The sequence below is a fragment of the Vibrio sp. R11-SG3-ISO9 genome, assembly GCF_059834255.1.
In genome coordinates this window covers 1-19,345 of record NZ_JCBDGU010000008.1, presented here as the reverse complement: position 1 = coordinate 19,345, position 19,345 = coordinate 1, and the positions used below count along the sequence as shown (strand labels likewise).

Annotated in this window: 19 protein-coding genes; 16 read left to right on the top strand and 3 right to left on the bottom strand. The window is 43.0% G+C overall.

Going from position 1 to position 19,345, the window contains the following annotated elements:
• Nucleotide 1: 1 nt before the first annotated feature.
• Nucleotides 2-1,045, bottom strand: a complete 1,044-nt coding sequence (locus AC6R05_RS02380; protein WP_500646488.1) for a glycosyltransferase family 9 protein — start codon at nt 1,043-1,045, stop codon at nt 2-4.
• Nucleotides 1,046-1,147: 102 nt separating this feature from the next.
• On the opposite strand from AC6R05_RS02380, the gene AC6R05_RS02375 reads away from it, so the two are divergent.
• From AC6R05_RS02375 to rfbA, 5 genes are all read left to right on the top strand, one after another.
• On the top strand, nt 1,148-1,534 hold the full coding sequence (locus AC6R05_RS02375; RefSeq protein ID WP_032551152.1) for a diacylglycerol kinase: 387 nt from the start codon (nt 1,148-1,150) through the stop codon (nt 1,532-1,534).
• A gap of 8 nt (nt 1,535-1,542) precedes the next feature.
• Entirely contained in the window at nt 1,543-2,259 is a 717-nt protein-coding gene (locus AC6R05_RS02370) for a 3-deoxy-D-manno-octulosonic acid kinase (protein WP_500646487.1), read from the top strand.
• A 30-nt stretch (nt 2,260-2,289) separates the two neighbouring features.
• The gene (locus AC6R05_RS02365; protein ID WP_500646486.1) at nt 2,290-4,125 is read left to right on the top strand and encodes a DUF3413 domain-containing protein; all 1,836 of its coding nucleotides are present in this window, start codon (nt 2,290-2,292) and stop codon (nt 4,123-4,125) included.
• 86 nt (nt 4,126-4,211) lie between these two features.
• Nucleotides 4,212-5,276: a dTDP-glucose 4,6-dehydratase gene (gene rfbB / locus AC6R05_RS02360; RefSeq protein ID WP_500646485.1), complete on the top strand. Its 1,065-nt coding sequence runs from the start codon at nt 4,212-4,214 to the stop codon at nt 5,274-5,276.
• Nucleotides 5,276-6,145: a glucose-1-phosphate thymidylyltransferase RfbA gene (gene rfbA, locus AC6R05_RS02355; protein ID WP_032551157.1), complete on the top strand. Its 870-nt coding sequence runs from the start codon at nt 5,276-5,278 to the stop codon at nt 6,143-6,145. The genes rfbB and rfbA overlap by 1 nt, the downstream gene beginning before the upstream one ends.
• Before the next feature lies 1 nt (nt 6,146).
• Here the strand turns inward: rfbA and rffC are convergent, their stop codons facing one another.
• Nucleotides 6,147-6,851 (bottom strand): dTDP-4-amino-4,6-dideoxy-D-galactose acyltransferase, encoded by a 705-nt coding sequence (gene rffC, locus AC6R05_RS02350; RefSeq protein ID WP_500646484.1) that lies wholly within the window; start codon nt 6,849-6,851, stop codon nt 6,147-6,149.
• 111 nt (nt 6,852-6,962) lie between these two features.
• On the opposite strand from rffC, the gene rffA reads away from it, so the two are divergent.
• From rffA to AC6R05_RS02295, 11 genes are read left to right on the top strand one after another with little or no spacing between them, the layout of a single operon-like run.
• Nucleotides 6,963-8,105 (top strand): dTDP-4-amino-4,6-dideoxygalactose transaminase, encoded by a 1,143-nt coding sequence (rffA, locus tag AC6R05_RS02345; RefSeq protein WP_500646483.1) that lies wholly within the window; start codon nt 6,963-6,965, stop codon nt 8,103-8,105.
• Nucleotides 8,106-8,107: 2 nt separating this feature from the next.
• Nucleotides 8,108-9,241, top strand: a complete 1,134-nt coding sequence (locus AC6R05_RS02340; RefSeq protein ID WP_500646482.1) for a hypothetical protein — start codon at nt 8,108-8,110, stop codon at nt 9,239-9,241.
• 60 nt (nt 9,242-9,301) lie between these two features.
• Nucleotides 9,302-10,492 (top strand): UDP-N-acetylglucosamine 4,6-dehydratase, encoded by a 1,191-nt coding sequence (locus AC6R05_RS02335; protein ID WP_500646481.1) that lies wholly within the window; start codon nt 9,302-9,304, stop codon nt 10,490-10,492.
• 8 nt (nt 10,493-10,500) lie between these two features.
• On the top strand, nt 10,501-11,658 hold the full coding sequence (locus AC6R05_RS02330) for a LegC family aminotransferase (protein WP_500646480.1): 1,158 nt from the start codon (nt 10,501-10,503) through the stop codon (nt 11,656-11,658).
• Nucleotides 11,658-12,824, top strand: coding sequence for a UDP-N-acetylglucosamine 2-epimerase (gene neuC / locus AC6R05_RS02325; protein WP_500646479.1), 1,167 nt, complete (start codon nt 11,658-11,660; stop codon nt 12,822-12,824). The genes AC6R05_RS02330 and neuC overlap by 1 nt, the downstream gene beginning before the upstream one ends.
• Nucleotides 12,825-12,875: 51 nt before the next feature.
• Nucleotides 12,876-13,949 (top strand): N-acetylneuraminate synthase, encoded by a 1,074-nt coding sequence (gene neuB, locus AC6R05_RS02320; RefSeq protein ID WP_446577188.1) that lies wholly within the window; start codon nt 12,876-12,878, stop codon nt 13,947-13,949.
• On the top strand, nt 13,942-14,595 hold the full coding sequence (locus AC6R05_RS02315; RefSeq protein ID WP_500646478.1) for an acetyltransferase: 654 nt from the start codon (nt 13,942-13,944) through the stop codon (nt 14,593-14,595). Before neuB ends, AC6R05_RS02315 begins: the two co-directional genes overlap by 8 nt.
• Before the next feature lie 47 nt (nt 14,596-14,642).
• Entirely contained in the window at nt 14,643-15,704 is a 1,062-nt protein-coding gene (locus tag AC6R05_RS02310) for a nucleotidyltransferase family protein (protein ID WP_500646477.1), read from the top strand.
• 3 nt (nt 15,705-15,707) lie between these two features.
• Nucleotides 15,708-16,688, top strand: a complete 981-nt coding sequence (locus AC6R05_RS02305; protein WP_500646476.1) for a Gfo/Idh/MocA family protein — start codon at nt 15,708-15,710, stop codon at nt 16,686-16,688.
• An 8-nt stretch (nt 16,689-16,696) separates the two neighbouring features.
• Nucleotides 16,697-17,386, top strand: coding sequence for an acylneuraminate cytidylyltransferase family protein (locus AC6R05_RS02300; RefSeq protein WP_152468005.1), 690 nt, complete (start codon nt 16,697-16,699; stop codon nt 17,384-17,386).
• Complete coding sequence (locus AC6R05_RS02295; RefSeq protein WP_500646475.1) at nt 17,386-18,159, top strand: oxidoreductase; 774 nt, start codon at nt 17,386-17,388, stop codon at nt 18,157-18,159. Before AC6R05_RS02300 ends, AC6R05_RS02295 begins: the two co-directional genes overlap by 1 nt.
• A 30-nt stretch (nt 18,160-18,189) precedes the next feature.
• Here AC6R05_RS02295 and AC6R05_RS02290 read toward each other — a convergent pair whose 3' ends face one another.
• A complete protein-coding gene (locus AC6R05_RS02290; RefSeq protein WP_500646474.1) occupies nt 18,190-18,906 on the bottom strand; it encodes a CatB-related O-acetyltransferase in 717 nt (238 codons plus the stop codon).
• Between the last annotated feature and the right edge of the window lie 439 nt (nt 18,907-19,345).

The following is a 19,345-nucleotide window of genomic DNA, read 5'->3' as shown; positions in this document are numbered from 1 at the left end:
CTTATTTACCTTGTGTAATTTGTTCGAAAGATTGCACCACAGATGCTACGGAAATATCAGCCATAACATGGTCGCCTTTAACCCGAGTACTCCATGGTAACTCTGATATAGGCTTTTTATGTTGCAGTTCAGCGTGTTTTTCATAAACACTGATAACAGAAGATAGGTCGTTATAAGGACCTGTTCTTCGCGGGTTGCTGTGACCATATAAGCCGATAACTGGTGTTCCCTGAGTTGTGGCTATGTGAGCTGGACCTGAGTCAGGAGCAACAACAACAGCGGCTTCCTTGAGGACTGCTGCGAGCTGTTTTAGAGAGGTTTTTCCGACCAAATTTAAAGCGGGATGAGCCATCTTTTCTATGATCGCATTTGCAAGAGCTACTTCCCGTTCAGCTGGTGAGCCGCAGATTGCCACCTGATAACCTTGGGATATTGCATAATCGGCAAGTTCGGCGTAGCGCTCAGGTAACCAGTTACGTTCATCTTTACTTGCTGCCGGGCTAATCACAACCGTGGGTTTTTGACTTAATGTTTCTTTGGCAAACAGAGTATCCTCGGCACCAATAGGTAAGTTCCATTCGGGGATAGAACGAGGTACACCCAAATATTCGACAAAAGAGTAGAAACTATCTAGAACATGCTGCGATTGAACATCCTCGATTTTTTTATTGGTAAAAAGCCACTGAGCCTCTTTAGCGCGCTTGAAGTTAAAGCCGACTTTATAATTGGCCTTGATGCCCAAAGTGAGCAAGCTTGCTCTTAAAGCTAACTGCATATGAACTAAAGCATCGAACTTGCGGTCAGATAATTTTTTCCATATGTCTTTCATGCCAGCAAAACCAGCTTTCTTATCAAAGACGATAAGCTCTACACCTTCTAGCCCTTCCAGTAATTGGGCTTCAACCTTGCCAATGATCCAGGAGACCTTGGTTGTAGGCCATTGTTTTTGCAGGGCTTGCACTGCTGCGACTGCATGACAAACGTCACCGATGGCAGACAAACGCAAAAAACAAACAGATTCAGGTGCTTGAGTAAAAAGGGGCATAAAAATCGCTCGCAAATTTAATTGCCTAAGATTATGCAGAGAGTGCCGATAAATGTAAAATGGTGCTCGTTTTACACCAATCAAATAGCAGATGACTCACACATGACGATAGAAAACCAAGGAAAACCAGGAAATACCGGTCTGAAACGGATCATCAAAGCAACAGGATACTCAATTCAGGGTTTAAAAGCCGCATTCAAGCATGAAGCTGCTATTCGACAAGAGCTGGTTTTACTGTGCGCCGCGATCATTGCGTTAATTTGGTTAGATGTCAGCCCTATAGAAACAGTTCTCATGTTGGGCGTCGTGGTTTTGGTGTTAATTGTCGAGTTGGTGAACTCTGCTATTGAGGCGGTCGTTGATCGAGTTGGTGTCGAGCACCATGAACTTAGTGGCAGAGCCAAAGATATAGGCTCCGCAGCAGTACTTGTAGCTCTATTATTTGCGGGTTTTACTTGGGCTTTTATTCTGATCAGTCACTACTGGTAATCTAAATCATGATCAAAAAAATCCACGCAAGCAACTCTGTCATATGGTTTGACGATCAGCTGTTGGATCATCCTCCTGAGTCAGTGTTTGATATCGAATACTGGCAAGGTCAAGAGAGCGTGATAGGTCGCGCAACAGGCCGAGGTACAACTTGGTTTGTCGATACTGGGAAATTACCAGCAGCCCTGCGACACTATCGGCGTGGCGGTCTATTTGGCAAGTTGGTTCAAGATAGTTATTGGTTTAGTGGTTGGGACAAGACACGCTGCTATATGGAAATGCAGCTGCTTAATGACTTGATCGAAGCTGGTGTAAATGTTCCGAAACCTATCGCCGCGAGAGCGACTAAAGCAGGATTCTCATATCGAGCGGATTTGTTGAGTGAGAAGATTGCTGGTGCCACAGACCTTGTCGATATCCTGACAAAAACCTCAGTCTCGGCAGACCTGTATCGTGAGATTGGACACCAAATAGCGAAGATGCACAGCGTGGGTGTTAATCATACCGATTTAAATATTCATAATATTCTCATCGATAAGCATGATCGAATTTGGATTATCGATTTCGATAAGTGTGGTTATGGTAAAGGGAGCTCTTGGAAGCAATCTAACCTCGATCGCCTGAAGCGCTCTTTCTTTAAAGAGCTGAATAAACGTCAAATACATTGGCAAGAAGAGGAGTTCGAAGCTCTGCTTGCTGGATACAATGATTACTCTGCGAAATAATCGCTTATACAATTAGTTAGGATAGTAAATATGTCTTTGAAACAGAGGCTACACGCGCACGGATGGTTTATTCTGGTGAATGCACTCGTTGCCATGTTGATCGCGTGCCGTTATTTCTCATTTTTGCCTGAGTTTCCTTCAGAACCATTAGCCGTCGTTTTTATTATTGTCTCTGTTTTTGGGCAGATGACGCTGATTGCGGCGTTAATCGGTCTAGTGGCGCTACCTAGCTTATTCCTACCCAAAACCCCAAGAAACTTATTACAAGCAATCATCGCATCAATTGGTGTAGCAACACTGTTCATCGATACGATTGTTTTTGCACAGTACCGTTTTCACATTAATGCCGTTGTTCTTGAACTGGTACTCTCAGGACAAATCGTCAGCTTCCCACTGATCACTTGGGTGATGGTGATAGGTGGTATTGCTTTACTGCTTGGACTTCAGTGGGGGTTAATTCGTTGGTTAGAAAACGATGCACCAGTACGTTCGTACAAACTAGGTCGTAAGTTTGCTTTTATTACTTTTCTAACGCTATTAGCAACTCATGGTATTCATATTTGGGCCGCTGCGCATGCGTATCAACCTGTGACCATGGTGAAGCGTTACTTACCTCTGTTCTATCCAGCTACATCAAACAGCATGATGAAAAAGTATGGTTGGATCGATGAAGAAGCGATTGCTCGCCAAAAGTCATTAACGTTAAACCGCAAGAGTGACCTTAACTATCCGCTATCTCCTTTGAAAGTAAAGAGTGTCGAAAAGCCGGTCAACATTATGTTGCTTGTTGTCGACTCTTGGAGATATGACACATTTAATGCTGACAATACGCCAGTCATGTGGGAATACGCTCAAGACGGTTTAATCTTCGAAAACCATATGGCTACAGGTAACGCGACTCGTACCGGTATTTTTGGTCTGTTTTACGGTATTCCTGGTACATATTGGCATGGCTTTTTAGCTAATCAACAAAGCCCTGTTTTCATCGATCGTCTACAGGAACTGGATTACGATTTAGGTATCTTTACTGCTGCACAGCTAAGAAAACCTGAGTTTAACCAAACAGTATTTACCAACGTTGAAAACCTTCGTATTGGCTCCAAAGGTAACCGCCCTTCAGAGCTTGATGCTGATCTGACGAAAGATTGGTTAGACTGGTACGAAAAGCGAGATCAGTCGAAACCGGCATTTTCATTCCTGTTCTATGATGCACCACATGGTTATGACTTCCCTAAAGGCTTCGAACCGCGTTATGAACCAATGCTACAAGTGGTCAACTACTTGAAGCTGAATAATGAGACCGATCCACAGCCATTCTTTAATCGCTATAAGACGAGTGTGCGCTATGTTGACACAGTGGCAGCCCAAGTGTTGAACAAACTAAAAGAAACGGGTGATCTTGAGAATACCGTCGTAATTATTACGGGCGATCACGGCCAAGAAATGAATGACAATAAGTTGAATTTCTGGGGGCACAACAGCAACTTTACCGATGCTCAAGTGAAGGTGCCTTTTGCGATATTTGGCCCAGGCATTAATAAACTAGACACTAAGTGGTCTTCGCAAAGCCTGACTAGTCACCAAGATGTTGTGCCAACGGTTATGAAGCATTACCTCGGTGTAACTAATGACGTCAAAGATTACTCAGTAGGAGAAGATCTTCTGGGTGAGCACGTAGAAAGAGATTGGATCATCTCTTCGAACTATAGCGGGTATGCTGTGATTTCGGATGACAACATCTTAGAAGTGGGCGCTGGTGGTCAATATCAATTTATGGACAAAACAAATCGTCAAGTTAAAGGAGAGCAACCTAACTTTGCTCATCTTCAAGGAGCTCTAGAGCAGATAAGTCGCTTTAGTAAGTGATGACGAATATTAATTGGTTTTGAAACTATAATTTCTAATAAATTAAACCCACCGCCAGTTGTCCACTGGCGGGATAAGGAAAATGAATGAAGTTACTTGTAACAGGTGGTGCCGGCTTTATTGGTTCTGCTGTAATTAGACATATTATCGAGAACACATCCGACTCCGTTGTTAACGTTGATAAGTTGACCTATGCTGGCAACCTTGAGTCACTGACCTCTATAACCAACGATGATCGTTATGCATTCGAACAAGTGGACATTTGCAACCGAGCTGAACTTGAGCGTGTATTCGCAGAGCACAAACCAGATGCAGTAATGCATCTAGCGGCAGAGTCCCATGTCGATCGCTCTATTGATGGTCCAGCGGCATTTATTGAAACAAATATTGTTGGTACTTATACGATACTCGAGGTGACGAGAGCCTATTGGTCTCAGCTACCTGATACCGAGAAGCAAGCATTTCGATTCCATCATATTTCAACAGATGAAGTCTATGGTGATTTAGAAGGGACTGACGACCTGTTTACTGAAACAACGTCTTATGAGCCTTCTAGCCCGTATTCAGCCTCTAAAGCTTCAAGCGACCACCTTGTGCGTGCATGGCTGAGAACTTACGGTTTGCCAACAATTGTAACTAACTGTTCGAATAACTATGGTCCGTATCATTTTCCTGAGAAGTTAATACCACTCATGATCCTCAATGCAATCGATGGCAAGCCGCTACCTGTGTATGGCGATGGCATGCAGATTCGTGACTGGTTATATGTAGAGGATCACGCTCGAGCTCTTTATAAGGTGGTCACCGAAGGTGAAATAGGTGAAACCTACAATATTGGTGGGCATAACGAGAAAGCTAATATTGAAGTAGTGAAAACGATTTGTTCATTGTTAGAAGAGTTTGTACCGAAAAAACCGGAAGGCGTTCAGCAATATCAAGATTTGATTACTTATGTAACTGATCGTCCAGGACATGATGTTCGTTACGCAATTGACGCATCTAAGATTGAGCGTGAGTTGGGTTGGACGCCAGAAGAGAGCTTTGAGACGGGTATTCGCAAAACCGTTGAGTGGTACTTGAATAATAAGCAATGGTGGAGCCGCGTACTGGACGGCTCATATAGTCTGGAGCGACTAGGGCAGGGTAATTAATGAAAGGCATTATTTTGGCGGGCGGTTCAGGAACGCGTTTGTATCCGTTAACGCGGGGGGTGTCTAAACAGCTGTTACCAGTTTACGATAAACCTATGATTTATTATCCATTATCGGTTCTTATGCTCGCTGGGATTCGAGAGATTCTGATAATTACAACACCAGAAGATCAAGATGGTTTTAAACGTTTGTTGGGTGATGGTTCTGATTTTGGTATTTCTTTAGAATTCGCTGTTCAACCTTCTCCCGATGGATTGGCACAAGCCTTCATCATCGGAGAAGATTTTATAGGTAATGAATCGGTTTGTTTGGTTCTTGGTGACAACATTTTTTATGGCCAAGGCTTTACTCCAATTTTGCAGAAAGCTGCAAGTCGTAATGTTGGAGCGACGGTATTTGGGTATCAGGTAAAAGATCCTGAACGTTTTGGTGTTGTAGAGTTCGACGAATCGATGCAAGCAATATCTATAGAAGAAAAACCCCAAGAGCCCAAATCGAATTATGCGGTGACTGGTTTGTATTTCTACGACAACAATGTTGTTGAACTCGCAAAACAAGTTCAACCTTCTGAACGTGGTGAGTTAGAGATATCAACATTGAATCAGATGTACTTGGAGCAAGGGAATTTAAACGTTCAGCTACTAGGTCGTGGCTTTGCGTGGCTAGATACCGGAACTCACGCAAGCCTGCATGAAGCATCCTCTTTTGTACAAACTATTGAAAATGTTCAAGGGCTAAAGGTTGCGTGTTTAGAAGAGATTGCTTGGAGAAATGGGTGGTTAAGTGATGCTGATCTAACTAAGTTAGCTGCACCTATGTTAAAGAATGACTATGGTGTATATCTAAATAGTCTTGTTGTAAGTGATTAAGCTATAGATTGCTTTTGTAGAACCAGAGGTTGGTTTCTGTCAATCGGAAGCCAAACCTTGTGTACAAGTTTAAAGCATGAATATTACTCATTTGGGTAGCGACACTTAAGGTTGTGCAGTTTCGTTGCTCTAGATAATGCTCAGCAATAGAGAGTAACTTTTTCCCTATTCCTCTTCCCTGATGTTCACTACTAACGCCGATTAAGCCAATTTGTGCGTAGTTTGGGTGCTCTTTTAGAGTCACGAAGCCGCATATTTTGTTGGCTTCGATAATAACCAAGCAACAATCATCAAAGGTGCTATATACCGCTTTGGTTAACCACTCTTTATAAAACCGATCTCTATCTTGCGCTGTAAACCAAGGTTTCTTGAAACGACTGATTTGATACATGTCGTCAAGCATAGTTAACAGTTCTGGTAATTGCGCCTGTGTAGCTGTTTGGTAACTTACATTTGTATCACTTATGTTGATCTCTTTGGTTAACTGGACATCACCTTCACAATAAATAAATCCATTCGCTTGAAGCGCCTCGATTTTTGTGTGTTCTAATGCTCCAACACGCGTTGTTATGAGATCAAATGTTTCTGATGGAGACTGCAGAGAGGTTTCAATATTCCATTGAACATCCCCGATTTTTGTATGAAAAAATTGAGAGTCCCATTCACGTATTGAAAAATTAAGAGTGCTAATTGTATTCGTTTTCATTGTGACTAGGTTTATTACCTACGAAGATAGATACTGTTATAATAACAAACTATTTGCCATTTTTTATACAGTTTGTGTTGGGCTATTCTGACATCAATGATGAGTACAACTATGATTCCTTTCAATAAGCCTCCGGTAACGGGCAAAGAGATTCAATTTATACAACAAGCAATTTCTGGTAGTAAACTATCCGGTGATGGTTATTTTGCGAAAAAGTGTGAGCAATGGTTTGTTGAAAAAACTGGTTGTGTGAAATCCCTTTTAACACCTTCATGTACTCATGCCCTTGAGCTTGCTGCACTGCTTATCGATGTTCAGCCTGGTGATGAGATTATCATGCCGAGTTATACATTCGTAAGCACGGCTAATGCATTTGCTTTGCGTGGTGCAAAAATTGTATTTGTCGATATTCGTCCGGATACAATGAACATTGATGAAAACCTTATTGAGCAAGCGGTTACACCGAAAACCAAAGCAATTGTACCTGTTCATTACGCGGGGGTTGCATGCGAAATGGATACAATAATGGCTATTGCGGATAAGTACTCACTTTACGTAATAGAAGATGCCGCACAAGGTGTAATGTCTAGTTACAAAGGAAGGGCACTAGGCTCGATTGGTCATTTAGCGGCGTATAGCTTCCATGAAACCAAAAACTACACCAGTGGTGGGGAAGGAGGCTTACTGCTAATTAACGACGAAAAACTGGTAAATAGAGCAGAGATTATTCGTGAAAAGGGCACCAATAGAAGCCAGTTTTTCCGAGGCATGGTTGATAAGTACACTTGGGTTGATATTGGCAGCAGTTTGCTTCCAAGTGAGATACAAGCAGCATATTTATGGGCTCAATTAAACGAAGCTAAAGGCATTAACGAACGACGATTAGAGTTATGGAATCGTTATTTATTGAATTTTAAATCACTTGAAGAGCAGGGCTTGATTGAGCTTCCCTTCATCCCAACTGAATGTGAACATAATGCACATATGTTTTACATCAAGCTAAGTGGGCTATCTGCAAGAGATGCTTTGATTAGTTCACTTCGTGAGAGAAGTATATCTTCTGCATTCCACTATGTTCCATTGCATACAGCACCTGCAGGTCTTCAATGGAGTCGATTTGACGGCCATGATCAGTTTACAACTCAGGAAAGTGAGAAGCTGCTGCGCTTACCTTTGTTCTACTCTTTGACCGATGAGGAACAAGCGCTTGTCTGTCAAGAAGTCATCAATGCCCTATTGGAGTTAAAGAATTAATCATGTTTAAAGACCAGAACGTATTTTTCATTACTAAAAGCGATCGCTTTTTTTATCTTTATGCCGACGCTCTGATCCATAAAGCAAGCACCTCTCCCGAGACTATTAAAGTTGTTGTCTTTGACTGCGTCGAAGGCATCAAAGCCGGAAGTATCGATAAAGTTCCGGGTGTTGAGTATCTTAACTATGACGAGAGCATGCTAAGTCAGCTCGAAGACGCTCGAACTATTACGTTTATGTCTTTGAACCAAGTTAATTCAACGATGGTAAGGAAAGTCATTGATTACTCAGAAAACTTACTCAGAAAAACCTATATTTTTCTGACAGATGATGAAATCGATCGTTGGCATAGCTGTATTGATAAGCATGGTAAAATGGTGCCATCGAAAAAACTAGCGATTGCACAAGATGATATTTACGTATCTCAGCGCATTATTAATTTTATTGGCCATGAAAAGACCTTTTATGAGCGCGTTACCAGTGCACTACAGAGAACAGATATCGAGTTTGTTAACGCTGGCGTGATTTTTGACACACTGCCGACACCGATTACACAATCGTTGGAGAAGGCTATTGTCGATGGTAATCAATGGCTTACTAAAGAGAAGCGTGTGCTTATTGGGACAAAGCAAAAAAGTATCAGCTTTTCAGAGATAAAGGCCTTGTTGAGTGAGTTTTGTAATCAAAAACAAGCTGAAAATTATAAGTTCACGATTTTGTGGCACAAGAAGAATAGGAAGCAACGGATCTTGTTGGATCTTTTTATTTCCTATCTACGTCACGTTAAACGACAAACCCTCGATGTTTCATATGTCACCGCTATTTCTCCCGTAGCCTATACTTCTCTGATAATGTCGTGCTCTCATTTAATCTTGCAACGAAGAGGTGGTGCTAGTACTGCTCGACAATATATAAAGTGGGGGCAAGGGACGCTGTGTACCGCTGCGGGTTCACCGAATGATTTTGGTTTTAAAGAAGCTCTAGGGCTGGATGTGATTAGTTACTCATCGACAAAAGAACTAGTGAGTTCAATCGTTGCAAACCGAAATAATGTAGAAAAAAATGCGCTGAATATGACCCAAGAAGAAGCGCGATCGATTACCGAGCTGCAACAAATTTATGCCACGAGCATCTAATCTTTTACCTAAAGGTCGGTTAGTTTAAAATCAACTCATAACATACAAAAGTCACATAATATGAACGCAATTCTACCTCTTATCGGTCGCACCGATGCATTGTTTACTCAGGACATTGGTCAGTATGAAGCTGAGCTATCTCGCATTGTTTCTGATTCCCGTTTTCTTGTACTTGGTGGTGCAGGCTCTATTGGTCAAGCTGTGACTAAAGAGATTTTTAAACGTAACCCAAAGAAGCTGCATGTTGTAGATATCAGTGAGAACAACATGGTGGAAGTCGTGCGCGACATTCGTAGCTCATTTGGGTACATCGATGGTGATTTCCAGACGTTTGCTCTCGATATCGGTTCGATTGAGTATGATGCGTTCATTAAGGCGGATGGCCAATATGACTACGTATTGAATTTATCTGCACTTAAGCATGTTCGTAGTGAAAAAGACCCTTACACTCTAATGCGAATGATCGATGTGAATGTTTTTAATACTGATAAAACCATTCAACAATCTATCGATGGTGGCGTGAAGAAGTACTTCTGTGTATCGACAGATAAAGCCGCAAACCCTGTCAACATGATGGGAGCATCAAAGCGTATTATGGAAATGTTCCTGATGCGTAAGAGCGAAGAGATTGCGATTTCTACAGCGCGATTCGCAAACGTTGCATTTTCTGATGGCTCATTACTGCATGGTTTTAATCAGCGTTTATTGAAAAACCAACCAATTGTGGCGCCGAATGACATCAAACGTTATTTCGTTACACCCCAAGAGTCTGGTGAACTATGCCTAATGTCTTGTATCTTTGGTGAAAACCGCGACATTTTCTTTCCTAAATTAAGTGAAGCGCTGCACCTCATCTCTTTTGCTGATATTGCGGTGAAATACCTAAAGCAGCGCGGTTACGAACCTCATCTTTGTGACAGTGAAGACGAAGCACGAGAACTGGCTAAGACCTTGCCTGCTCAAGGTAAGTGGCCGTGCTTGTTTACTTCGAGTGATACCACGGGTGAAAAAGACTTTGAAGAGTTCTTTACCGACAAAGAGACACTCGATATGGAACGTTTTGCTAACTTGGGCATCATCAAGAACGACCCTCTTTATCAGCAAGAACTGCTATCACTTTTTGAAGATACAATCGGCCAGATGAAATCTGATCGTGCTTGGACAAAAGAGCAAATTGTAGAGCTGTTCTTTACCATGATCCCTGACTTTGGGCACAAAGAAACAGGCAAATACTTAGATAGTAAAATGTAGGAGCAACTATGAAACCTACATCGTTAGTAGAATTTATACGCGACACATATCAAACCAATGAGTTCATCCCCCTTCATGCGCCTACCTTTGATGGTAATGAAAAGGCTTATGTAACAGAAACGATTGAAAGCACCTTTGTTTCCAGCGTTGGTAAATTTGTCGATGAGTTCGAACAAAAAATTGAAGCATACACTGGCAGTGCCAAAGCCGTGGCGGCCGTAAATGGCACGGCGGCCTTGCATGCGGCGCTTTACATGGCTGGTGTGGAGCGTGGTGACTTAGTAGTCACACAGGCTTTGACGTTTGTGGCAACTTGTAATGCGCTCTATCACATGGGTGCTGAGCCTATTTTCGTGGATGTATCGCCAGTAAGCTTGGGTTTGTGCCCAAAGGCGATGGACCAATATCTAGTACAGCATGCTGAGGTAACAGAAAAAGGTTGTATTCATAAACAAACGGGTAAGCGCATCCGTGCTGTCGTACCAATGCACACCTTTGGTCACCCCGTCGAGCTTGATGAGTTGATTGCGGTATGTTTGAAGTGGCAGTTAATCTTGGTAGAGGATGCTGCGGAAAGCTTAGGCTCTTTCTATAAAGGCCAACACACAGGCACATTTGGTAATTATGCTGCGATCAGTTTTAACGGTAACAAAGTGATTACGACTGGTGGCGGAGGTATGATCCTTTGTAAAACCCAAGAGCAGGGGGCACGTACTAAGCACGTCACAACTACTGCTAAGGTTCCACACCCTTTCGAGTTTTATCACGATGAGCCTGGCTTTAACTATCGAATGCCGAATTTGAATGCGGCGTTGGGCTGCGCGCAAATGGAAGTATTGGATTCCTATTTAGTTCAAAAGCGCCAATTAGCTGAACAATACCAACACTTTTTCGCAGGTTCAGATTTTACTTTCGTGACAGAGCCAGAGTACGCGACGTCGAACTATTGGTTAAACGCGATTATCTGCCCAGATACCGCATCGCGAGATCACATGTTAGATCAGACCAACTCTGCTGGTGTTATGACGCGTCCGATTTGGCAATTGATGCATCGTCTTCCTATGTTCGCGAATGCACTGCGTGGTGATTTGACTCAGTCTGAGTTTATTGAAGCTCACTTGATCAACATCCCAAGTACTCCTATTGATTTATCCAAGGGCGCTTAATGGAAAATAAGACGCAGAAAGTCGCTGTGTTTACAGGAACAAGAGCAGAGTACGGTCTGCTTTTTTGGCTTTTGAAAGATATTCAAAGTGATCCTGACTTAGCATTGCAGTTGCTGGTTTCAGGGATGCACCTTTCACCTGAATTTGGCGAAACGTATCAGCAAATCGAAAAAGATGGATTTAAGATTGATGAGAAAATAGAGATCCTTCTTTCATCGGACTCAGCTGTAGGAACAGCGAAAAGCATGGGGCTTGGTGTGCTCGGATTTTCAGATGCACTAGCGCGCTTGCAACCTGATGTATTGGTTGTTTTGGGCGACCGCTTTGAAGCTTTAGCCGCTGCTCAAACCGCGATGATCATGCGCATTCCTATTGTTCATTTGCATGGTGGTGAGATCACAGAAGGTGCCTATGATGATGCGATTCGCCATGCGATTACCAAGCTAAGCTATTTGCATGGTACATCGACGGACGAATATCGCCAGCGGGTCATTCAATTGGGTGAAGCGCCGGAACGCGTTCAGAACGTCGGTGCAATCGGCCTTGATCACCTTAAACGAGCAGACTTCATGTCGGTCGATGCGTTAGCTGAGTCTCTTAACTTTTCGCTAACCAAACCGTTTTTCTTAGTGACTTACCATCCGGTGACACTAGGAGATGAAGCGCCAGAAGCATCTTTCCAAGCTTTGCTCGATGCCTTAGAGGTTTTTCCTGAGCATCAAGTTATTCTGACTTACCCTAATGCAGATGATGGTGGGCGTCGTATCATTCCGATGCTGGAAGCTTACGCAGCAAGCCAGCCAGAACGCGTATTGGCAATCCCTTCGTTAGGGCAAGTGCGTTATCTGAGCGCAGTGAAGCATGCAACGGCGGTGGTTGGTAACTCTTCTAGCGGTATTATTGAAGTGCCAGCGTTTGACGTTCCGACTGTCGATATCGGTGCTCGTCAGAAAGGGCGCTTGGCCGCTAAGAGCGTTTTGCATTGTGAAGCAAACCACGCTGATATTGAGCGGGCGATGCTCTCAGCAGTGGCTCGTGACTATAAAGAGCCAACTGAAGCGATAGATAACCCTTATGGGCAGGGAAACACCAGCGGTAAGGTCATTGAAATGATCAAAACATTGGATTTTAATCCATGTAAGACATTCCACGATTTGCCGAACTAACAAAGCTGAAAATTTAGCTTTTAGTCACTTAGAAATTAAAGAGAGAGCGGTATGACTCTGATTATTGCCGAAGCAGGCGTGAACCATAATGGTGATGAAAAACTGGCATTTGAGCTGGTTGACGCAGCGCATCAAGCGGGGGCTGATATTGTAAAATTTCAGACGTTTAAAGCGAAAAACCTCGTCACTGAAGAAGCTAAGCAAGCAGACTATCAGGTCACAAATACACAAAAGCAAGAGTCGCAATTAGCCATGCTAAGTCGCTTGGAACTCTCCTATGATGCCCACCATGAATTGGTAAAACATTGTGAGAAACTCGGCATAGAGTTTTTATCAACGGCTTTTGATTCTGAGAGCTTGGATTTCTTAGTCAACGACCTTGGTTTAACCCGTTTGAAGCTACCCTCTGGTGAGCTAACCAATGCTCCTCTTGTTCTAGAGCATGCTCGCACAGGGTGTGATTTGATCGTTTCTACCGGTATGGCGACGCTGTCTGAGATCGAAACGGCACTGGGGGTTATTGCATTCGGTTATACTTCGGATGACAGTGCGACACCTTCAGTGCAAGCATTCCAAGAGGCTTACGCTTCTAATGAAGGTCAGCAGGCTCTAAAGAGTAAAGTGACCATCTTACATTGCACTACAGAGTATCCAGCGCCGATGGAAGAGATTAATCTGAAAGCGATGGACACTTTAGGACGTGCTTTTGATTTACCTGCTGGATACTCAGATCACAGTCAAGGTATCACTATTCCTATTGCTGCCGTTGCTCGTGGTGCCGTGTTGATTGAAAAACATTTCACGTTGGACAACAACATGGAAGGACCAGATCATAAAGCCTCCCTTGAGCCTCAAGATCTAACGGCAATGGTGAGTGCTATTCGTCAAGTCGAGAAAGCACTAGGTAGTCGTGTAAAAACACCAACGGTATCAGAGGTGAAAAATAAAGCGGTGGCGAGAAAAAGTCTGGTCGCAGCTCGTGATATTAACGAAGGTGAAGCATTTTCACCCGAAAACATGACTATCAAAAGGCCGGGCGATGGTATGTCACCTTATCGCTATTGGGACATGCTCGAACGCACTGCTTCAAAGGTATATAGAGCTGGAGAGCTGATTCTTGAGTAACGCCGTTTCTAAGTTACCAATTGTATTAATTGGTGGGGGCGGTCATGCTAGTGTGCTTGCCGACATATTACTTCGCCAAGGGCGTGAGATAGTCGCGGTGATTTGTCCTGATGACATTTCTCAGCGTCGAGTCTTCTCTGGAATCAAGCAGTTTCATAAAGACAGTGACATAGAGCAGTTTTCTTCTCAGAGTGTGAGTTTAGTGTTAGGTATTGGCGCTATGCCTAAATCTAGCTTGCGGGAAAAAATCGCTAAATACTTCATTGAATTAGGGTATCACTTTGAAAGTGTGATTGCTGAAACAGCATTTGTCTCTGAGTATGCGACGTTAGAAAATGGTGCTCAAATTATGGAAGGGGCAGTTATACAGGCTGGTGCATCCATAGGGCTACATAGCATCGTCAATACTAGTGCGCTTGTAGAGCACGATTGCCAGATTGGTGCTCACAATCACATTGCTCCCAAAGCAACATTATGTGGCCAAGTCGAAACTGAATATGGCTGTTATGTAGGGGCGAATGCAACGGTGATACAAGGTGTTACATTAGGCACACTTTCTATTGTCGGAGCGGGTGCTATTTTAACGAAACCCCTACCATCACAAAGCATATGTTATCCTTTTAGAAGCATAATCGAATCATATTAGCTTGCTGTAAGTTACCAAACATTCAAGAAATTAAAATTAGGTGTGCCATGAGTCATTGTTGGAATAACGTGCTAATTAAACCTGATAACACCATTCGAGACGCATTAGAAATCATAAATAATGAAGCGTTGCGAGTCGTGTTGGTTGTAAATGAAGAACAAGTATTACTTGGTGTCGTGACAGACGGTGATATTCGACGAGGCTTGCTAAACAATCTACCTTTGACTGAATCTGTATCAAAGGTGATGAATACCAGTCCAACAACTGCGCTTGAAGGCTCTTCTCGAGAAGAGCTGATTGATCTGATGGAAAAACACGATATTTTGTCGGTTCCGTTACTTGATGCAAGCGGCAAGGTCATTGGGCTTGAGACGCTTCATGGAGCACTTCATCAACCGAAACACCAGAACCCAGTATTTATTATGGCTGGTGGGTTTGGCACACGCCTTAAACCGCTTACCGATACATGCCCTAAACCTATGCTGCATATCGGTAATAAGCCAATCCTAGAAACCGTCATTCGCAGTTTTATCAAAGCAGGTTTTGTTAATTTCTACATTTCTACTCACTATATGCCAGAGCAAATTCAAGCGCATTTTGGCGATGGGAGTGAAATGGGTGTGAACGTTACCTATGTTCATGAAGAGCAGCCTTTAGGTACTGGCGGTGCATTAGGATTATTACCTAAGGATTTACCAAAAGATCTGCCATTGATTATGATGAATGGCGATGTTCTGACTAAGGTCGACTTCCAACGTCTTCTTGATTTTCATGTTGATAACGGCGCTGATGCGACAATGTGCGTGAGAGAATACGACTATCAGATCCCATACGGCGTGATTAATGGCGAAGGCAACAAAATCACCAGTATGGTAGAAAAACCAGTTCAGCGCTTTTTTGTCAACGCGGGTATTTATGTTGTGTCGCCTGAAGTTATTGCTTCGGTACCTAAAAATCATCGAGTGGATATGCCGACGCTGCTTGAAGAGCATATGAATGAGCGTGATAACGTTTTAATGTTCCCAATTCATGAATATTGGTTGGATATCGGTCGTATGGACGACTTTAATCGCGCGCAAGCAGATATTCATACACTAGGGCTGGACTAAGTTTTGAAAACCGTTGCTGTTATCGGATTGGGTAATATTGCTACCCGACATAGAAGAAATTTAAAGCTATTGTTTCCACAGTGTAGACTTCTGGCTATGTCGGCGAGTGGGAGAGTTCCAGCCGCTCCTGTATCGGATTGTGACGAAGTCGTCTCTGATGTTGACGAGATCATTCGCTTAGGTGCGGAACTCGTTATTGTTGCATCTCCTGCACCTTTCCATGCTGAGCATACAATCCCGTTATTGAAGGCTGGTATTCCAACGTTGATTGAAAAACCAGTGACGACACGTATTGAAGATGTGCAGCACTTACAGACTGTTGTTGATAACACGCAAACGCCTGTTGCTGTCGGTTATTGCTTACGTTACTTGCCTTCAAGCCAGGAAGTAAAAGCACTCTTAGACAAGGGGATAATTGGAGAGCTCTATAATGCGTATATTGAAATAGGACAGTACCTACCTGATTGGCGCCCAAGTAAGGATTATCGAAGCAGTGTTTCTGCTAATGCTGAACTAGGCGGGGGCGCACTATTAGAACTCAGCCACGAGTTAGATTATGCACAGTGGCTTCTTGGTGATTTAACCATACGACACGCTCACTTGCGCTCTTCAGATGAACTGGGCTTAGAGGTGGAAGATTTGGTTGATGTTGTCACAACTACCCAGAGTGGTGCTTTGGTCAATATTCATTTGGATTTTTTACAGCGCCAAGCTTATCGACGCTGTCGCTTTGTAGGCAGTAAAGGCACAGTTGAGTGGGACCTGATTAAAAATGAGGTTAAGCAGACGAACCATACTGGTGAAAGTACTGTTTATAGTGACGCAGCTTGGGACAAAAACAAAATGTACCTCAATATGTTGCAAGACTTCATCAATATGACCCAAGACAATAAGCATAGTTGTATCGACCTTCAACAGGCTGGTAAAACGGTCGAGTTAATCGAAACAATTAAGCAGCATGCTAAAACTCAAACCCAAGGTTAGGCGACCCAATGAAAAACTATGCATTTATTTTTGTTCGCGGGGGCTCAAAAGGCTTACCAGGCAAGAACATTAAACCACTTGCTGGTAAACCCCTATTGCAATATTCGATTGAAACAGCGAAAGCCTGTGCATCGATTAGCGATGTTTTTGTTTCAACTGATGATAGCGACATTGCCAAAGTCGCCGTGGGTTGTGGTGCAACATTGATCGAACGCCCACAAGAGCTAGCAACAGACACAAGCCCAGAGTGGCTTTCATGGCGTCATGCTGTTGAGTGGGTACAAGCCAACTATGGCGATTTTGCTCACTTTATTAGTCTGCCAGCAACGAGCCCTTTACGTAGTGTTGAAGACGTGGAATCGTCAATCCTACAACTTCAGAAAGATTCTGCGGATATTTGTATTTCCGTGACTCCCGCAAGCCGCAGCCCATTTTTTAACATGGTAAAGAAAGATGAGCACGGTTTGGTTGAATTAGTGAATAAGCCAAGCGGTGAAGTGGCGAGGCGACAAGATGCCCCAGAAGTGTTTGATATTACGACCGTTGTTTATGCGACAACCCCTCGTTTTGTCTTAGATAATTACGGACTGTTCAGTGGCAAAGTGACGAGCATCGAGGTACCGAAGGAAAGGGCCGTAGATATCGATGATATTTATGATTTTAAACTAGCGGAAGCTATTGTTATGGGTGAAGAGTGATGAATGAACTTCTAAAGAGTAAGACGATATTAATTGCTGGAGCTGGAGGCTTATTGGGATCTCGTTTAGTTCCTGCTGTGCTTGCTCAGGGAGCAAAAGTTATTGCTGCTGATATCAATGTTGATGCAACGAAAGAACGTTTAGAGAGTATGGGGGGTGAGCTGGATAACGAATCACTCTCGTTAGTTGAGCTGGATGTTACTAATGAGCACTCAGTGAAGGCTTTTTTCGAGGGTTGTAATGCGCCGTTAGATGGAGCCGTAAACACGACTTATCCAAGAAACAAAACCTACGGTAAGCATTTCTTTGATGTGAGCTTTGACAGTTTCAATGACAATCTGTCTCTGCATTTAGGGAGTGCGTTCTTGTTTGTTCAGCAAGCTGCCGCTTATTTCAAGCGCACTGAGCATCCTTTATCATTAGTGAATATTTCCTCGATATATGGTGTTGTCGCTCCTAAGTTTGATATTTATGACAACACTCCGATGACGATGCCAGTTGAGTATGCCGCGATTAAATCCGCGATCCAGCATTTGAGTAAATACGCTGCAGCCTACGTTAATGACAGCCGTTTCCGTATAAACTGTGTTAGTCCTGGTGGGATCTTTGATCATCAACCAGAAGCTTTTTTAGAGGCTTATAAAAGCAACACCCACGGTGCAGGTATGCTAGATGTAGAAGAGGTTGTTGGTTCTGTGCTCTTCTTGCTCTCTGAGCAATCTCGTTATGTAACAGGACAGAATATCGTCGTGGATGACGGGTTTAGTCTTTGATTTAAATAAAAAAGGGCCATAGGCCCTTTTTTATTGTTTGGATGTTTTTAGCTGCTCTAAAAACTGCTCAGGTGTATTCATATATGGAATATAGCTCTTGATTTTAGCGTCATCCCAACTCCACCATTGAGTATCTAGCAATCCTTTAATAATCTCCTCAGAGAAGCGATATTTGATCACTTTGGCAGGTACTCCTCCCACTATCGCGTAAGCTGGTACATCTTTGCTTACAACGGCTCCTGCTGCGATTACGGCCCCATCTCCTATTACCACTCCAGGTAGCAGGATCACATTCGCACCTATCCAAACGTCATTGCCAATAACGATTTTTTGGGTGTTCGCTATGTGTGAGATAGACTTATCTTCAGATACAAAACCGGGTTTTTTGCTGTATGTGAAGGTATTTGTCGATACCATGCTTAAGGGGTGGTTTCCAGCTACAGTAACGTTGTCTGCTGAAATATTACAGAACGCCCCAATAGACTCAATTAAGCGTGTTTGGCTCCAAAATTGCTCATAGCCTGTAGAATATTTACCTACAGTAAAACCAAAGAGTTTTTCTGAGATATAACGATACCCTTCTTTAAATTTCCCATGCTGGTCTCGACACAGCTTTCTTCTCATATAGCTGAGTTTGATAGCATGGTAAGGATTGAGCGTTTTCTTTCCGATTCGACGTTTGGCAAGTAGGTGCCCATATTTATCTAAAGTAGCTCGTTCGTGTTGTGAAAGGTTGTAATCTGTCATAACGGCCTTGTCTGCTAGAGTGTCGTTGGAGTTTGCTTTGTCTCAATGATAACGTACTGAATGCTATCGAGTCTCGCTTATATGTTTGTCTAATGATAAAATGTGAGCACTTTCAACTTCAATTTAAAGCAATATTGGTTACAGATGGCTTAGTGTTGATAGTGCCGATCTCTCGTGCTATTTCTCACTAACTAATCGCCCACAAGTGATAGCGATGTGGGTTCCGCTATACACCGAGTTTGCTGCTTTCAGTGCAACGATCGTATTATTGTTTCCAATAAAGTCCTATATATCGCCATACGCCCAACCTAGTGTTAAAATCACACTTTAATTACATCCCATATCGAGATTTCTAAAATGAATACAAAAGAGTCAGTAAAAGAACTAATTGCTAAGGTCCTAAACGTATCAGTTAGCGTTGTTGATGATGAATTAGCGG

Excerpts from the sequence above, each read along its gene's own strand:
- rfbA (WP_032551157.1), top strand. The coding sequence starts at position 5,276 with ATGAAAGGCATTATTTTGGCGGGCGGTTCAGGAACGCGTTTGTATCCG.
- AC6R05_RS02365 (WP_500646486.1), top strand. The coding sequence starts at position 2,290 with ATGTCTTTGAAACAGAGGCTACACGCGCACGGATGGTTTATTCTGGTG.
- AC6R05_RS02335 (WP_500646481.1), top strand. The coding sequence starts at position 9,302 with ATGAACGCAATTCTACCTCTTATCGGTCGCACCGATGCATTGTTTACT.
- AC6R05_RS02370 (WP_500646487.1), top strand. The coding sequence starts at position 1,543 with ATGATCAAAAAAATCCACGCAAGCAACTCTGTCATATGGTTTGACGAT.
- rfbB (WP_500646485.1), top strand. The coding sequence starts at position 4,212 with ATGAAGTTACTTGTAACAGGTGGTGCCGGCTTTATTGGTTCTGCTGTA.
- AC6R05_RS02340 (WP_500646482.1), top strand. The coding sequence starts at position 8,108 with ATGTTTAAAGACCAGAACGTATTTTTCATTACTAAAAGCGATCGCTTT.
- neuB (WP_446577188.1), top strand. The coding sequence starts at position 12,876 with ATGACTCTGATTATTGCCGAAGCAGGCGTGAACCATAATGGTGATGAA.
- AC6R05_RS02295 (WP_500646475.1), top strand. The coding sequence starts at position 17,386 with ATGAATGAACTTCTAAAGAGTAAGACGATATTAATTGCTGGAGCTGGA.
- AC6R05_RS02300 (WP_152468005.1), top strand. The coding sequence starts at position 16,697 with ATGAAAAACTATGCATTTATTTTTGTTCGCGGGGGCTCAAAAGGCTTA.
- AC6R05_RS02375 (WP_032551152.1), top strand. The coding sequence starts at position 1,148 with ATGACGATAGAAAACCAAGGAAAACCAGGAAATACCGGTCTGAAACGG.
- rffA (WP_500646483.1), top strand. The coding sequence starts at position 6,963 with ATGATTCCTTTCAATAAGCCTCCGGTAACGGGCAAAGAGATTCAATTT.
- neuC (WP_500646479.1), top strand. The coding sequence starts at position 11,658 with ATGGAAAATAAGACGCAGAAAGTCGCTGTGTTTACAGGAACAAGAGCA.
- AC6R05_RS02380 (WP_500646488.1), bottom strand. The coding sequence starts at position 1,045 with ATGCCCCTTTTTACTCAAGCACCTGAATCTGTTTGTTTTTTGCGTTTG.
- rffC (WP_500646484.1), bottom strand. The coding sequence starts at position 6,851 with ATGAAAACGAATACAATTAGCACTCTTAATTTTTCAATACGTGAATGG.
- AC6R05_RS02290 (WP_500646474.1), bottom strand. The coding sequence starts at position 18,906 with ATGACAGATTACAACCTTTCACAACACGAACGAGCTACTTTAGATAAA.
- AC6R05_RS02330 (WP_500646480.1), top strand. The coding sequence starts at position 10,501 with ATGAAACCTACATCGTTAGTAGAATTTATACGCGACACATATCAAACC.
- AC6R05_RS02310 (WP_500646477.1), top strand. The coding sequence starts at position 14,643 with ATGAGTCATTGTTGGAATAACGTGCTAATTAAACCTGATAACACCATT.